The 14,892-nt window shown below is 53.9% G+C and carries 12 protein-coding genes; 7 read left to right on the top strand and 5 right to left on the bottom strand.

Features of this window, described 5'->3' with window-relative positions; translation table 11 throughout:
* Positions 1-2: 2 nt before the first annotated feature.
* Together IEY39_RS11825 and IEY39_RS11820 are read right to left on the bottom strand one after the other, a co-directional pair.
* Positions 3-1,211, bottom strand: coding sequence for a serine hydrolase domain-containing protein (locus tag IEY39_RS11825; protein WP_188931668.1), 1,209 nt, complete (start codon positions 1,209-1,211; stop codon positions 3-5).
* A 15-nt stretch (positions 1,212-1,226) separates the two neighbouring features.
* Positions 1,227-1,850, bottom strand: coding sequence for a hypothetical protein (locus IEY39_RS11820; protein WP_188931666.1), 624 nt, complete (start codon positions 1,848-1,850; stop codon positions 1,227-1,229).
* Positions 1,851-2,016: 166 nt separating this feature from the next.
* Between IEY39_RS11820 and IEY39_RS11815 the strand changes: the two genes are divergently transcribed.
* The 3 genes from IEY39_RS11815 to IEY39_RS11805 all read left to right on the top strand — a co-directional run bounded on the left by IEY39_RS11815 (position 2,017) and on the right by IEY39_RS11805 (position 6,486).
* On the top strand, positions 2,017-4,560 hold the full coding sequence (locus tag IEY39_RS11815) for a zinc-dependent metalloprotease (protein ID WP_188931664.1): 2,544 nt from the start codon (positions 2,017-2,019) through the stop codon (positions 4,558-4,560).
* Between the two features lie 451 nt (positions 4,561-5,011).
* Positions 5,012-5,683, top strand: a complete 672-nt coding sequence (locus IEY39_RS11810; protein WP_188931662.1) for an SRPBCC family protein — start codon at positions 5,012-5,014, stop codon at positions 5,681-5,683.
* A gap of 26 nt (positions 5,684-5,709) precedes the next feature.
* Complete coding sequence (locus IEY39_RS11805) at positions 5,710-6,486, top strand: CHAD domain-containing protein (RefSeq protein ID WP_188931659.1); 777 nt, start codon at positions 5,710-5,712, stop codon at positions 6,484-6,486.
* Here the strand turns inward: IEY39_RS11805 and IEY39_RS11800 are convergent.
* Positions 6,472-7,152, bottom strand: a complete 681-nt coding sequence (locus IEY39_RS11800; RefSeq protein ID WP_188931657.1) for a Crp/Fnr family transcriptional regulator — start codon at positions 7,150-7,152, stop codon at positions 6,472-6,474. The two genes, IEY39_RS11805 and IEY39_RS11800, sit on opposite strands and share 15 nt — an antisense overlap.
* Positions 7,153-7,235: 83 nt before the next feature.
* Here IEY39_RS11800 and IEY39_RS11795 point away from each other — a divergent pair, with 83 nt between their 5' ends.
* The gene (locus tag IEY39_RS11795; protein WP_188931655.1) at positions 7,236-8,849 is read left to right on the top strand and encodes a chloride channel protein; all 1,614 of its coding nucleotides are present in this window, start codon (positions 7,236-7,238) and stop codon (positions 8,847-8,849) included.
* Positions 8,850-8,857: 8 nt separating this feature from the next.
* Positions 8,858-9,286, top strand: a complete 429-nt coding sequence (locus IEY39_RS11790; protein WP_188931653.1) for a hypothetical protein — start codon at positions 8,858-8,860, stop codon at positions 9,284-9,286.
* On the opposite strand, the gene ligD is transcribed toward IEY39_RS11790, so the two are convergent.
* Entirely contained in the window at positions 9,279-11,960 is a 2,682-nt protein-coding gene (gene ligD, locus IEY39_RS11785; RefSeq protein WP_188931651.1) for a DNA ligase D, read from the bottom strand. The two genes, IEY39_RS11790 and ligD, sit on opposite strands and share 8 nt — an antisense overlap.
* A 46-nt stretch (positions 11,961-12,006) precedes the next feature.
* On the opposite strand from ligD, the gene IEY39_RS11780 reads away from it, so the two are divergent.
* Entirely contained in the window at positions 12,007-12,231 is a 225-nt protein-coding gene (locus IEY39_RS11780; protein WP_188931650.1) for a hypothetical protein, read from the top strand.
* 48 nt (positions 12,232-12,279) lie between these two features.
* Positions 12,280-12,693, top strand: coding sequence for an SET domain-containing protein (locus IEY39_RS11775; protein ID WP_188931648.1), 414 nt, complete (start codon positions 12,280-12,282; stop codon positions 12,691-12,693).
* Positions 12,694-12,732: 39 nt separating this feature from the next.
* Here the strand turns inward: IEY39_RS11775 and tkt are convergent, their stop codons facing one another.
* Positions 12,733-14,784: a transketolase gene (gene tkt, locus IEY39_RS11770; protein ID WP_188931646.1), complete on the bottom strand. Its 2,052-nt coding sequence runs from the start codon at positions 14,782-14,784 to the stop codon at positions 12,733-12,735.
* Positions 14,785-14,892: the final 108 nt, after the last annotated feature.

Genomic DNA, 14,892 nt, shown 5'->3' with positions numbered 1-14,892 from the left:
TGTCATTTCTTTGGGCAGGCCGCCAATATCCTTTTCACCATCCCATCCATGGATGCATTCTCGATCCATCTTACCACGGCTACGAGATCGTGTTCGGGGTCCACATAAATAAAGTTAGTGCCGTTGCCGATATGGACAAAGGCCGAGGCCGGAGCACTGGGTAATAGTTTCTGATCTGTATTTAGAAACCAATTCATATACCCATAACCCGGATTAGCCGATGTTGGCGTCAATGCCTGCTTCACCCATTGCTCGGAGAGCAGCTGCCTGCCATTCCAGTTGCCGTGGTGAAGGGTCAGCAAACCAAATCTTGCCATATCATAGGCGTTGATGAACATTCCTCCGCCCCAATGGCCCCCGCCGCTGACGGATTGCACAGGTTGCCCGTCCAGCACTATCCAGGAGTTGCGATAGCCATACCAGCGCCAGGTGTTGGAGGCCCCGATAGGGTCCATGATATACGTTTTCAGCACCTGCGGCAGCGGCATCCGCCAGACGCTGGTAGCGGCCAGCGCCAGCGCATTCACCCGGACATCATTGTATTTCCACACCGTACCCGGCGCATGGCGAGGCCTGGTAGTCCATTCTTCCGGCTTGCCTTCAGGCCTGTCGGCCCAGTCGGGTTTGCCCCATAACACGCCTTCCCAGTCGCTGGTCTGCCGCAGCATTACGTCCCAGGTAAGGGTTCGGTTGTGTGCGCTGGCAAAGGGATACAACAGGTCGGGCTTCCCCGCAAGCGGATCGTACACTTCTATCGGCGGTACATAATTCGCTACCGTATCCAGCACACTGCGGATCAACCCCTGGTCAACCGCCACACCTACCACCGAAGACAAAAAGCTCTTCGTCACACTGTTCGTAATATCCACCCGGTTGGGCTCGCCCCATTCGGCGACGATATATCCTTTGTAAATAATAATTCCTGTCGGCTCCCCACGCGGCTTCATCGGGCCCACTACCTCGTCAAAAGGCTCGGCCCGCCCAAAACTCTCTTCCTGCGCTAACTCCTGGTCACGCGGCGCCCTGGACTCCTTCTCCCGGGCAAACCCGATGGCCTCCGCCAGAGCTACGGAATCCAGTCCCAGCGCAGCCGGACTACGGTGAACCCATTCCCCGCGCGGCGGAAAATAGGCGGTATTGTTCGATCTTTTGGATTGTGCAGTAAGGAGAATCGTAAACAGCAGTAGTGGAAGTAGAAGGGCTCGTTTCATAACCCTCCTAAGATACTATCCTTTATTTAATTTCTTTCCAAGGTCATCCAGGTCGAGCCGCTTGTTGAAGGTCTTCATCGTCCCCGCCAGCCTGACCAGGATACCCCTGGCCTTACCCCAATCATCGGTTTTGAAAACGGGCGCATTCAGGTCCATCACTTCATTCCCGAATAAAGTGGATACATAAACCTGCCGGCTCACTAACTTATAGGTCGGAGGCATGTCGAAATACCACACCAGGAACAGCTTTCCCGATAAGGTGAGCCATTCCGTTTGCAGGTGACTGTAATGTTGTTTCAGCTTTTTCCGGTAGTAGTCCAATTCGTAATTCATATACTTCTGGAGGACATCCTTCTCGCGGGCGGGGGTCATCCCGGTGAGATCGATGTTCTTGTCGCCCGGTACTACCGTAGCCTGGACGATCTGTTTGTCGATTGTGATGAATCCCGGGACATCCGATGGTTTGGCAGAGTGCAATGGCGTTTCCAGCGTAAAAGAATGATCATTGCCGGCATAGGCGATGAGGCACCGTTTTTTCCCTATGAGGAGACGGGCATGTTCATTGTCGGGGATAGTAGACTGCTGGGCGCGGATAGTAAAACAACAGGCCAGGATAAGCAGGGTAAGGGTCGCTTTCAATTTTTTTCCGCTTTTAACGACCCGTCCAGGATAAAATTTTCATTATAACAGTAAAAAAATGAAAATTTTATCCTGGAAAGAGCCATCCGACCTTTAAAAAAATATTATGTCCGGATGAATTAACAGGGAAAAATCGTATAACTTACCCCCCTTTGCGCATATTCATATGAATTTAGTAAAGAATGTCCTTTTGATGACGGCCCTAGCCGCAACAGCTTACTCTCCCGTCCTTGCCCAACGTAGACACCCCGTACTTCCGGCTGCTGCCGATACGTCCAAACCAAAGCCCCCGGCCTTTCCCGGTTTTACCCTGCCAAAGCAGGGGCCCAAGCCTTATAAAGAGGTGATCACCGACAAGGCCGTCACCCATTATGGCCTGTTCACGGTGCATAAAATAGACGAAAGATGGTATTTCGAGATCCCCGATTCCTTGTTGGGAAGGGAATTCATGGCCATCACCCGGTTTAGCAAAACGGCTGCCGGCGGCGGCATTTATGGCGGGGAGCTGGCCAACCAGCAGACCCTGGAATGGGATAAAGGTCCTGCGCACACCCTGTTCCTCCGTGTCGTCACCCTTGTCAGCATGGCCGACTCGACCAGCAAGATCTACAAGGCGGTGAAGAATTCGAGCGTAGACCCCATTGCCTCCGCCTTCGATATAAAAGCTTATGGTAAGGACTCCGCAAGCGTGGTCATCGATGTCACCGATTATTTCAAAGGCGACAATCTCATCGTCAGCATTCCCCAGGGGATCAAGGGCAGGATGAGGCTGGGCGGCCTGGCTTCCGACAGAAGCTATATCGAGCACATCAACACCTACCCCATCAACACCGAAGTCAGAAGCGTCAAGACCTTCTCCACCGGCGGCGGGATGAGCGCCGCTTTCGGCCTGTCTTTTTCTTCGCCGACCGATGCCGCGGGCGCCGTTACGCTGGAACTCAATACTTCCTTTATTCTCCTGCCCGCCGCCCCGATGTCCAAACGGCTCTTTGACTCCCGGGTAGGCTATTTTGCGGATGACTATGTCGTCTACAGTGACGAACAGCAGAAGATAGAGAACCAGCAGTTCATCGTCCGCTGGCGGCTCGAACCCCGGCCTGAAGACCGCGAAAAATGGCTGCACGGGGAATTGGTCCGGCCGGCCAAACCTATCATCTACTACATCGATCCCGCTACGCCACGCAAATGGGTGCCCTATCTCATCCAGGGTGTCAACGACTGGCAGCGGGCATTTGAACAGGCCGGATTCAAAGACGCGATTGAAGCCCGCGAATGGCCGGATGGGGACAGCACGATGAGCCTGGAAGACGCCCGTTATTCCGTCCTGCGTTATTTTGCCTCGGACATTGAAAATGCGTATGGTCCCAATGTTCACGACCCACGCAGCGGGGAGATCATCGAAAGCCACATCGGCTGGTATCACAATATCATGGAGATATTGCATGACTGGTACATGATACAGGCAGGCGCCGTCGATCCGCGAGCCCGGTCGATGCATCTCGATGACAGCCTGATGGGGCAACTCATCCGCTTTGTCTCTTCCCATGAAGTGGGGCATACCCTCGGCCTCCGCCACAATATGGGTAGCAGCAGCACCGTGCCGGTGGAGAAACTACGCGACAAAGGCTGGCTCGACATTCATGGCCATACGCCCTCCATCATGGACTATGCGCGGTTTAATTATGTCGCCCAACCGCAGGACGATATTCCCGAGATCGACCTCTTTCCCCGCATCGGCGAGTACGATCGCTGGGCCATCCGCTGGGGCTATGCCTATGCAGGTGGAAAAGACCCGAAGGAAGAATCTAAGATCCTCAACAAATGGGTCATCGACAGTCTTCGCACCAATCCGCGCCTCTGGTTTGGTGGTGAGGGATTCAACCAGGATCCCCGCGCCCAGACCGAAGACCTGGGGGACAACAGTATAAAAGCAAGCGAATACGGCATCCAGAACCTGCGCCGCATCCTTCCCGGCCTGCCCGCCTGGACAAAAGAAGAAGCCGACAAATACCAGAATCTGGCCGAGATGTACCGGCAGGTGGTGGCGCAGTTCAACCGCTATATGGGCCATGTCCTGAAAAATGTGGGGGGTGTCTATGAGACCTTTCGCAGCGTCGAGCAACCCGGGGACGTCTATGAACCCACACCGGCGGTGCGGCAGCGCGAGGCCGTTCGCTTCCTGAATAACCAGCTTTTCGAGACGCCGCGCTGGTTGCTGGATAACAACATCCTCAACAAGATCAGCAGCCCTTCGGGCGGAGACCCGATATCACCGATACAGACCGCAGTCCTTAGCAGCCTGCTGTCGGCAAACAGGCTTAACAACCTCTTGCTGGAGACCAATCGCTATGGCGCGACACATGTATATACTGTGGAGGAGTTGCTGGACGATGTCCGCAAAGGCATTTGGGGAGAATTGAGTAAACATCAACCCACTGATGCCTGGCGCCGCGACCTGCAAAAGACGTATGTGGAGTCGCTGATCTCGGTACTCAACTCTTCGGGTGGATCATCATCCAGCCTTTCCGGGTTGGTCATTTACTTTGGACCCGGTACAAAAAATACCGACCTGCCTTCTATTGCAAGGGCAGAACTCACCACCATGAGGACCCGGATACTGGCCGCTATCCCAATGACGACAGACAAGCTTACCAGATACCATCTGGAAGACCTGGCCCAGCGCATCAGGAGAGCCCTCGATCCGAAATAAAACCCCACCCCCGCGTGCGAGAGCCCGATCCAAAGTGATCGGATCATATGTGTTTGCTACTTACAGAGACCTTCGTCATTTTGGGCGCTTTACGAAGAGGGACCAACGCATCTGCGGGCAGCGTTAGCTTGATAAACCTGTTAAGATGGTCGTCATAATACTTGCAGCGGACAATGCCCCTGTTTTCATGGACCTCTTCAACAATCAGCTTGATATCCAACAAGCCAGGAAAAGTTACCTCTTCACCCACCTCTAAAAGATCGTACATAGGCAGAAATTTTAAGGGAGGTTTGACAAAGATCGTACAAAGAACAAGTTAATGAAGCCTGGTAGAATCTGCAAATTTAATAGGTGATTATATGTACCGTTTTTTAACGGTACCCCTAAGTATAAACACTCAATTACCGTACCTGCCTGGCAAATTTTTTGCAAAAGACTATAAAAATGTCTTATGCAACTCCACAATTACCCGGATACTGCCCCCGGTCTCGGCGACGGGAATCGTATCCTTTCTGCCGTAGGCGGTTCCTTGCTTATTTACTATGTCGCGCAAAAACACAAGCTCGATAGCCTGCTGCTGTTGGGCGGAGCCTATCTCCTATATCGCGGCATCTCCGGCCATTGTCCTGTCAGCGAAGCATGGAGGACGGACAACAGGCCGGCCCATTCCTCCAACATCAACATCAGGACCCAGGTGGTCGTGAACAAACCACGCGGAGAGGTATACGCCTTCTGGCGTTGCCTGGAGAACTGGCCCCTCTTTATGCGGCATTTAGAGAATGTAGATGAGATCGACAACGTGACATCCATATGGACGATGAAAATGCCCGGGGTAGGGGATATCCGCTGGGAGGCGAAGATCGTCAAGGAAGAAAAGGATACCGAACTATCCTGGGCCTCCGTCCCCGGTGCACCCATTCATGTCACCGGGAAGATCAATTTTTCCTCCACACCCGGCAATGCCACCCGCATCGACGTCATGCTTTCTTATCATGCGCCGCTGGGGGCCATCGGTGAAAGACTGGCGCGGCTGCTGACACCCGCCTTCCGGGAAAAGATAGAAGCGGACATCCACCATTTCAAACGCTATATAGAGGACGCGGGGAAATCCATACCTTTATGATTGGTTAAGGCTAAATCCCCGGGTTAATGCTCACAAAAAAGAAACAGCGTAAATTCCTGGCTAAGAAGAACAAGGAATGGCAGACCTATTTGCAGGCTTACAACGATAGCCGGGACCCCGAGGCCTTGCATCAACTGCGTCTCGCGCTGAAAAAACTACATGCAGTAGCCCGCTTTTCAAAGGCCTGTTGCGGCGGACAGGCGCTGAAAGATTTCCAGCATGGACTGCAAGACATGTTCAAACAAGCCGGCATCATCCGTGACGCAGGCAATCATCTGCAATTGCTGGAACATTTTCACACCATACCGACGACTTATGTCCACCAGCAGGCTCAATTGCAGGCAGTAGCCATAGCAGAGTTCACAGGCCAGGTAAAAGCCTTCCGCCGCCGGGGAATACGTGCCGCAAAGCGCCTCCTTTCCCATGTTCAACCTGTCACTATCGACTGCATCCGCGATTGGTATGCGAAGCAATTGATCAGCACAGGCATCCTGCTGACTGCTTCGGGCGACGATCTCCACGAAGCCCGGAAACAGATAAAAGACCTGTTGTATATTTTGAAACTCCTGCCTTCGGAGGCCACGGCTCAATTACGCCTTGACGCGGATTACCTCGATCAGCTGCAGGAAGCCATCGGCCAGTGGCATGACGCCGTCGTCATAGCTGCTATCTGGGCGGATAGGGACCTCGAAGGCAGCCCGGCGATGGCGCTGGAATGCCGGGAAAAAGAAGCAGCCGTCCAACGCCTGGCCGAAAATTTCTACCTGCGGGTGCATCTTCCGCGCATTTCATCTCCCGGCTAACCCTTTCAACCGCTCGGGCTGTGCAATGCGGATATCCTTGCCGGAGGTGACGATGGTCCCTGCCGCCGTCCATTCGGTGAACAGTTTAAATACGGTCTCATAGGTGGTGCCCGCATAGGCCGCAATATCCTGCCGGGTCATTGTCATGGCAATGGTCCCATCCGCAGTGCGGCCAAAGATCTCTTCAATGTCCAACAAAGCATTGGCGATTCGGCCCTTTACTTCCATGTGCGTCATTTCCCGCATCCTTTTCTCCGCCCTTTGCAATTCCGTGGCGTAAAAGTGCATCAGGGTATAGGTCAGGGAAGGGTTGGCCTTCAGACTGGTTTCAAGGAAGTCGTTGGGGATGAAACAGACCGTCGTGTCTTCCAGCGCAGTGGCGGAAATAGGATAAATGGCGCTGCCACCCAACCCGCGATGACCGACTATCTCGCCGCCCCTGGCAAACCGGTAGATCATTTCCCGCCCATCGGTCCAGGGGGCATGGATCTTGACGGCGCCGGAGTAAAGGAAGAAGATACCCTCTACTTTTTCACCTTCCCGGAATAGGGGTTTACCTTTTTTGATCATTGCGGTCTTTTTCTTCACCGCGATGAGTTCTTTCCATTCCGGGATACAATGCTGGCATAAGAAACAACGGGTTAAGTCACATGAAAGTTGTTGCATAATATTGTTTGTGCAATACTTTAATTAAAATTAAACGTATAAAATATAAAATAATATTGTTTGTGCAATATATTTGCAGAATTATGGATTCCACCGTCAAACGTCGTGTCTTCTTACTAAGCATTCAGGTGATTGCCAACGCCTTAGTCATAGGTGTAGTAGCCAAAGGTCTGGTATATCTCATTGATCTTATCACGAATATCTCTTTTTATGGCCGCTTTTCTTTTGAAGCGGCTTCACCCGCCGGCAACCATCTGGGTTGGCTGGTCGTCATCGTCCCTATTGTCGGCGCAATATTGGTTGGGTTAATGGCCCGTTTTGGTTCAAAAGCCATCGGCGGCCATGGTATACCCGAAGCGATGGAAAAGATCATCCTTGCCGATAGCCGCATCCCACCCGCAATAACCTTTCTAAAACCTCTGTCGGCGGCCATCTCCATCGGCACGGGTGGCCCCTTCGGCGCCGAAGGCCCTATCATCGCCACCGGCGGCGCCTTTGGTTCACTCACCGGGCAATGGATGCATATCTCGGCTTCCGAACGTAAGATCGTCCTGGCCGCAGGCGCCTGCGCCGGTATGGCGGCCATCTTCGGCAGCCCCGTAGCTGCCGTGCTGCTGGCCATCGAATTATTATTATTCGAGTTCTCGCCGCGGTCGGTCATTCCCGTGGCCCTCGCCTGCGTCACCGGAGCAGGGATGCACTTCCTGCTTTTTGGCCACGAGCCCGTTTTTGGCATGCCCGCCATCCCGGCGCCATCCAGCGGCGCCCTTGCCATCTATGTCCTGCTGGGCGCCTTCGTCGGAGTAATCGCCGCCGGGGTATCCCGCTCTATTTACTGGATAGAGGATATGTTTGAAAAGTTACCCATTCACTGGATGTGGTGGCCGGCGCTGGGTGCGATAGCCATCGGCGTCATCGGTTATTTCGCCCCCCACACGATGGGTGTCGGCTATGATAATATCCAGCATCTGTTGACGGGGACAACCCCACTCACCATCGTTTTTTCGCTCTGTCTGCTGAAATACCTGTCCTGGTCGATCAGTCTTGGCAGCGGCACATCGGGCGGGACACTGGCGCCCTTGTTTACCATCGGCGGTGCACTCGGCGCTCTGGTGGGTACGGTGATCATCGCCTGGTTTCCCCAGGCGGGTATCAATATCCCCACGGCCGCGCTCATTGGCATGGCTGCGATGTTTGCCGGCGCCTCCCGCGCATGGCTCACCTCCATCGTCTTTGCGCTTGAAACCACCGGTCAGATCAACGGCCTTCTGCCCCTGCTCGGCGGCTGCGTAGCGGCTTACTTTGTCTCTTTCTTCCTGATGAAAGGGAGTATCATGACGGAGAAGATCCAGCGCCGCGGCGTAAAGACCCCGGATGCGTATGAACCCGATATCTTAAGAAGCGTAGCCGTCCGGCAACTGGTGATCCCCGTCAAGTCGGACACCGTCGCGAAATATTCCATCGCCGCCTCCGAAGACGCCGGCGTCGCCGCGGAATTGATGGGAAAATACAATGTCGATAATCTTATTGTCAAGGATGACGCCGACGACAACAAGGTGATCGGCATGATCACCGCCCGCAGCCTGCTCACCTTCTACAGCCGGCAGCGGCAAAAAGAACAACACTATGAGTCGCCGACCCGGACGCGGCGGATCATGGCGCAAGGGAGGAAATTATTACGAACTAATCATAAATAAATAAGGATATGCAAAAAGATCAATACGCAGCCTTCTTCAAGGCCTTGATGACCGGACTCTTCATCGGCATCATCGATACCCTCATCTGTCTCTCCTATAACATCGGCTACCGGAATTCGACGGGATTCATTCCCTCTGAGATTATCAATGTCTCCTCGCTCATCTTTGCTGTCAATCTCCTGATGACCATCGTTGGCATCGTCTACTTTTTCTTCATCCGTTTCATCCGTAACGGAGATATCGTCTATACCATCTTCATGCTCGCACTCACAGCCTGGCTGGCATACCGGTCATTCGCACTCGTCCGTTTCTCCGATGCAAAGCTGGACGGCAGCTTCCACGGGTTGCTGGGTGGCATTGTCCTCATCCTTGGTATCAGTGCAGCCTCGCTGTCCTTCTTCTACCGGAGTAAGAAATTCCAGGAAGCGGTCATCTAGCGGAGGACTCCAGCTTTTGCAGGGCCTTTTTCAAGTCGGCGCCTTTCCCCAGCACCGGTTGAAAGAGATCACCCACCTCCTTCAACCGGTCGCCCATCGTCTGGATGGTAAAGGCCTGCATGCTCAGACCCTTCTTCACCTCTTCCCAGTGCAGTGGCGCTGACACCGTGGCCCCGGGTTTGGGTCGCACGGCATAGGGCGCGGCTATCGTCGCCTGTGGCCGGTTCTGGAGAAAGTCCAGGTACATCCGGCCCTTACGGGCCGACAACGTCCTCTCGAGAGTCGTATAAGCCGGTATCTCTGCATTCACCCGCTCGACAACCACCCGCGCAAACTCCTTGGACTCTTCATAAGTATATTTCGCTCCCAGCGGGAAGTAGACATGCAGTCCCGTCGACCCCGAGGTCTTACAATACGATTCGATGCCCGCCGCATCGAGGATCTTTTTCGTCACCTGCGCGGCTTCGATCACTTTATCAAAAGGCGTTTTCCTGTCCGGGTCGAGATCGATGATACACCAGTCGGGATTGTCCGGGGTCTTCACCCGGCTGCTCCAGGGATTCACCTCGATACAACCAAGCGAAATGATGTATAGCAGGCTGGCTTCGTCCGTACAAACCAGGAATTCCTTGTCTTCGGGGTCCTCCGCGGAATGATAGGGGAAGGTCTTGATCCAGCCCGGAACTTTTCCTTTGACATTCTTCTGGAAGAAACTGGGCCCGTTGATGCCGTTGGGCTGGCGATTCAGCGACTGGGGCCTGTCCACCATATAAGGCAGGAGATAGGACGCCACCTGGTGGTAATAATTCAGGAGATTCCGTTTGGTATATTTCTCCTTTGGCCAGAATACCTTATCGAGATGCGTAAAGCTCAGCTCTTGCCCATTTATGGTTACCATCTGCGACTCGTCACTCGAATTGAGCAGGGGCTTCCGCTCCCCTTGCTTCACTGGCCGCCGGATCGCATTCCTCACCGTCTTCGCCTTCACCGCCGTCTCCCGTACGACATCCCTGGCATCCTTGTCCTCCCGCATTCCCTTAAAGGAGGGTTGCCGCATCAACCCATCCCCGGTCATCTCCCGGAAAGTGACCTCACAGACAAGTTCAGGCTTCAGCCATATGATCTTTGTATCCCCGGACGCCGGCCGGAAAGGAGCGGGCTTGTTTACATCCGGCAATATCCCAAACGGCGGTTCCTTCCGCTCCAGCGGCTTGAAGCGCTTCAACATCTCCTTCTGCATCTTTTCCGTAAAACCCGTCCCGATCTTTCCGGTATATTTCAACCTGCCGTTCTCAAACACTCCCGCCAGCAGGCTGCTGAACGGCTTTGGTGTTCCTTTCTTCCGTGTATAACCGCCGATGACCACTTCCTGGCGGCTCATCGTTTTTATCTTTAGCCATTCCTTTGTCCGGACACCCGGGGTATATAAGCTATCCGTCTTTTTGGCGATGATGCCTTCCAGACCCAACTTCTCAGCCGTGCCAAAAAATTTTGTTCCGCTGGTCTCGAAGCTCTCGCTAAACCGTACGAGGCCTTCCGCCGGGATGAGGCCCTTCAAAAGCTTCCGCCGTTGGACTAGGGGTAGGCCCATGAGATCCTTGCCTTCCAGCCATAGCAGGTCGAACACATAGTAGATAAGCTCGCCATCGGCTTCACTGCGCCAGTTTTGCAGCCTGTTAAATTCGGATTGCCCCTTTTCATTCAGCACCACGATCTCGCCATCCAGCACGGCATCGATGGTCCAGCCCTTCAAGGCGTCAAACACCGGGTAATATTTATCAAAGGATTTGTTGTTGCGGCTTCGCAGCTCCACCTTGCCCTTTTTAAGATAGGCCAGCGTCCGGACTCCATCCCATTTTATTTCATAAGACCAGCCTTCTTCGTCAAAAGGTTTGTCCACCAGTGTCGCCTGCATGGGAGGAATGTTCGCCGGCATGGCCGCCTCTTGCCCAATCTTCGGAGCCTTGGTCTTCACCGACCTGTTGCTCACCCACTCCTTTGCCTTCGGGTCTTTCGCAATCTGTTCCAGCGTCTTTTTCGACAACACCGACTTATCCTTGTCGGTCACGGGCTTCTCCGACGCATACCTGTCCCGGTGCTTGATCAGCAGCCAGGAGTTCTCCTCTTTTCCCTTCGTACGCACAAGCGCAAACTCGCCCTTCAATTTCTGCCCATTGAGCCTGAACTTCAACGACCCTTCCCGCAATCCCTTCAACAGCGCCTTCTCCTGCGCCGCCTTCGTATTGCCAGGACGGCCTTTGGGAAATTTAGGCCGTCCTGGCAAACCCACTGATGATGGGCCTTCGGCCAACGCGCCTGTGGCACGTTTTTGACCATTGGTCTCTTCCAGCGACTCATAGGTTCCTTCATCCCAGACCATTACCGTCCCTGCACCATAGTTACCGGCCGGGATGACGCCTTCAAAGTCTTTGTAATCCCACGGATGATCCTCCACCTGCATCGCCAGCCGTTTGTCTGCCGGGTTGAGGGAAGGCCCCTTCGGAATAGCCCAGCTCTTCAGCACGCCTTTCATTTCAAGGCGGAAATCGTAATGCAGCCGGGACGCGGCATGTTTTTGAACCACAAATTGCAGCGTCTTTCCCGAAGGCTTTCCACCCTGTGGCTCCGGTGTAACGGTAAAACGCCGTTTTTGCTTGTATTCTTTTAGTGCCATAACTTAGCAGAGGCAAAGGTCTTGCCATCATCTAAAATACAGGGATATGTCCAACAATAAAAGCAAAAAGCCGGGGAAAGATCCTGTCCACGAAGCCGAGGAACAGGCGGAAAAGGACATCCTCAACGATCCCGAACTCAGCGATAGCGATCCTACCGACGACCTCGACGAAAGCGAACTTGCCCAACGGGATAACTCCGACGAAGAGGCCTTTGATGAACTCGAGAAAAAAAGGCCTAAACCCAAACATCATCCGGAGAAGGGGAAATAAATGCATAACCCCTATATTTGCGGCGCTGAAAAGAACAACTACTCTTCAATGCCGTTACTGGAAAAACAACTCATCGTCAAGCGCAGTACCCTGAAAGGCGCCGGGAAAGGACTCTTTACGACAAGAGATATTCCCAAAGGGAAAAAGATCGTTGAATACAAAGGTAAGATCACCAAATGGAAGGAGGTGAACGACCGGGACGGGCTCAATGGCTACATCTACTATGTCAACCGCAACCATGTCATCGATGCCTGGTCGACAAAGGCGGCGCTGGCCCGTTATGCCAACGACGCGAGAGGATTGGTCCGTACCGAGGGTCTCTATAACAATTGCACCTATCGCATCGAAGGAGTTCGGGTCTTCATCTACGCCATGCGCAATATTCCCGCCGGTAGCGAACTCTTTGTCGGCTATGGCAAGGAATACTGGGACATTATAAAGGAGAACTGGGGAGTAAAATAACTACTTGCCCGAGGCCGCCTGCCGCTAATGCGCAGACACTCACCTGCCTAGTAACGACTTCGCCCGGGCCACCACATTCTGCACCGTAAACCCAAATTCTTTAAAGAGATCGGCTGCCGGCGCGGACTCGCCAAACCTTGTCATGCCCAGCATATCTCCTTCATCGGTTACATATCTATGCCAGCCCACCGGCGATGCGGCCTCGACAGCCAGTCTTTTCCTTAACCCTTTTGGAAATATCCGCTGCTTGTAGCTGTCATCCTGTTTTTCGAACAGCTCCATGGACGGCATGCTCACCACCCGCGCGGCGATACCGTTCTCTCGTAGGTTCTTTTGAGCCTGCAAGATCAGCTCCACCTCCGACCCACTGGCGATGAGGATCAGTTCGGGCGCTCTTTCCGGCTCGGACAGTATGTACGCGCCCCTGCTCAGGTCTCCTGTACTCTTGTAGTTACCTGACTCCAGAATAGCGATATTTTGTCTTGTCAGTACAAGTACCACCGGTCCTCCCTTATGGGTCAACGCCACTCTCCACGCCTGTGCCGTTTCATTGGCGTCGGCGGGCCGCAGCACGAGGATATTCGGAATGCTCCGCAGTGCAGCCAGCTGCTCCACCGGCTGGTGGGTCGTTCCATCCTCGCCAAGACCGATACTGTCGTGGGTATAGATGAAGATGGGTTTTATCTTCATGATAGCCGCCAGCCGGATAGGCGGCCGCATATAGTCGGAGAAGATGAGGAAGGTGGCACCATAGGGGAGCAGCCCTTTTGTTACCGCCATCCCGTTGAGGATCGCGCCCATCGAGTGCTCGCGAACGCCAAAATGGAAATTACGCCCACCCGGATCATCGGCGCTAAAAGCAGTATATTGGGTGAGCAGCGTCTCCGTGCTGGGCGCCAGATCGGCGGAGCCGCCTACCAGCCCGGGTAACAGACCCGCAATACTGTTCAGCACCTTTCCTGAAGCTACCCGCGTAGACATCTTGCCCTCTTTGCCGTCTGAGGTTCGGAAAGCCGGGATCTTCTTTTCCCAACCGTTTGCCAACTTCTCCTTCAAAGCCATCTCGTACTCTACGGCAAGTTCAGGATATTCCTTTCTATAGGCATCGAACAGCGCCTCCCATTGCTCCTGCAGCTGGATGCCCTTCGCTCCCGCGGCACGGTAGTACTCCAGCACCTTGCCCGGCACCACAAAAGATTGCTCCGGGTCGAAACCGAAGAACTCTTTTACCAGCTTCACCTCATCGGCCCCCAGCGGAGCACCATGCGCGGCTGCCGTATCTACTTTATTTGGACTGCCATAGGCAATATGCGTCCGCACACTGATCAGCGAAGGCCTCGATGTCTCTTCCCTCGCCGCCTTTATCGCCCGGTCGATGGCCACGATATCATTCCCGTCCTCCACCGCCTGCACATGCCAGCCATAGGCTTCAAAACGCTTGCCCACATCCTCCGTGAAGGTTATATTGGTGTTCCCCTCGATGCTGATATGATTGTCATCATAGAGGTAAACGATATTACTGAGTCGGAGATGGCCGGCGATGGAGGCCGCCTCAGAACTCACGCCCTCCATCATATCCCCATCACTGCAAATAGCGTAAATGGTATAGTTGAAAAGATCGAAGCCGGGCTTGTTGAACCGCGCCGCCAGGTGTTTTTGTGCGATAGCAAGCCCTACGCCGTTGGCAAAGCCCTGGCCCAGGGGACCCGTCGTGACTTCGATACCGGGCGTCAATCCATATTCAGGGTGCCCCGGTGTCTTGCTGTGCAGCTGGCGGAAATTTTTTATATCGTCAAGGGTAAGATCATAACCGGTGAGGTAGAGAAAGCTGTATTGGAGCATACACGCATGTCCCGCGGATAATACAAACCTGTCCCGGTTGGGCCATGCCGGGTCTTTAGGATTATACCGCATATGCTTCCCCCATAAGAGATGCCCCATGGGCGCCGTGGCCATCGGTGTGCCCGGATGACCGGAATTGGCTTTCTGCACCGCATCGGCGGACAGAACCCGAACCGTATCGATGCACAGTTGTTCTATGTCCTGGGCATGGGTGTTCGCCTCTTCTTTGGTTAAGGTGATGGTGGGCATAACTATTGATTTGATTCGATTGATAAACTCAATTTCTATGCCGCTTCACGAGCTCATCATCACCCGCCGTCTTCGCCGCCTGGAAGCCTCGGGCCGGCAATTCCCACA

The sequence above is a fragment of the Puia dinghuensis genome (genome assembly GCF_014642875.1).
Taxonomy (GTDB): domain Bacteria; phylum Bacteroidota; class Bacteroidia; order Chitinophagales; family Chitinophagaceae; genus Puia; species Puia dinghuensis.
Note: the sequence above shows the minus strand (reverse complement) of the source record. Positions and strands in the feature narration are given on the sequence as shown.

Excerpts from the sequence above, each read along its gene's own strand:
- IEY39_RS11825 (WP_188931668.1), bottom strand. The coding sequence starts at position 1,211 with ATGAAACGAGCCCTTCTACTTCCACTACTGCTGTTTACGATTCTCCTT.
- IEY39_RS11815 (WP_188931664.1), top strand. The coding sequence starts at position 2,017 with ATGAATTTAGTAAAGAATGTCCTTTTGATGACGGCCCTAGCCGCAACA.
- IEY39_RS11810 (WP_188931662.1), top strand. The coding sequence starts at position 5,012 with ATGCAACTCCACAATTACCCGGATACTGCCCCCGGTCTCGGCGACGGG.
- IEY39_RS11805 (WP_188931659.1), top strand. The coding sequence starts at position 5,710 with ATGCTCACAAAAAAGAAACAGCGTAAATTCCTGGCTAAGAAGAACAAG.
- IEY39_RS11800 (WP_188931657.1), bottom strand. The coding sequence starts at position 7,152 with ATGCAACAACTTTCATGTGACTTAACCCGTTGTTTCTTATGCCAGCAT.
- IEY39_RS11795 (WP_188931655.1), top strand. The coding sequence starts at position 7,236 with ATGGATTCCACCGTCAAACGTCGTGTCTTCTTACTAAGCATTCAGGTG.
- IEY39_RS11790 (WP_188931653.1), top strand. The coding sequence starts at position 8,858 with ATGCAAAAAGATCAATACGCAGCCTTCTTCAAGGCCTTGATGACCGGA.
- ligD (WP_188931651.1), bottom strand. The coding sequence starts at position 11,960 with ATGGCACTAAAAGAATACAAGCAAAAACGGCGTTTTACCGTTACACCG.
- IEY39_RS11780 (WP_188931650.1), top strand. The coding sequence starts at position 12,007 with ATGTCCAACAATAAAAGCAAAAAGCCGGGGAAAGATCCTGTCCACGAA.
- IEY39_RS11775 (WP_188931648.1), top strand. The coding sequence starts at position 12,280 with ATGCCGTTACTGGAAAAACAACTCATCGTCAAGCGCAGTACCCTGAAA.
- tkt (WP_188931646.1), bottom strand. The coding sequence starts at position 14,784 with ATGCCCACCATCACCTTAACCAAAGAAGAGGCGAACACCCATGCCCAG.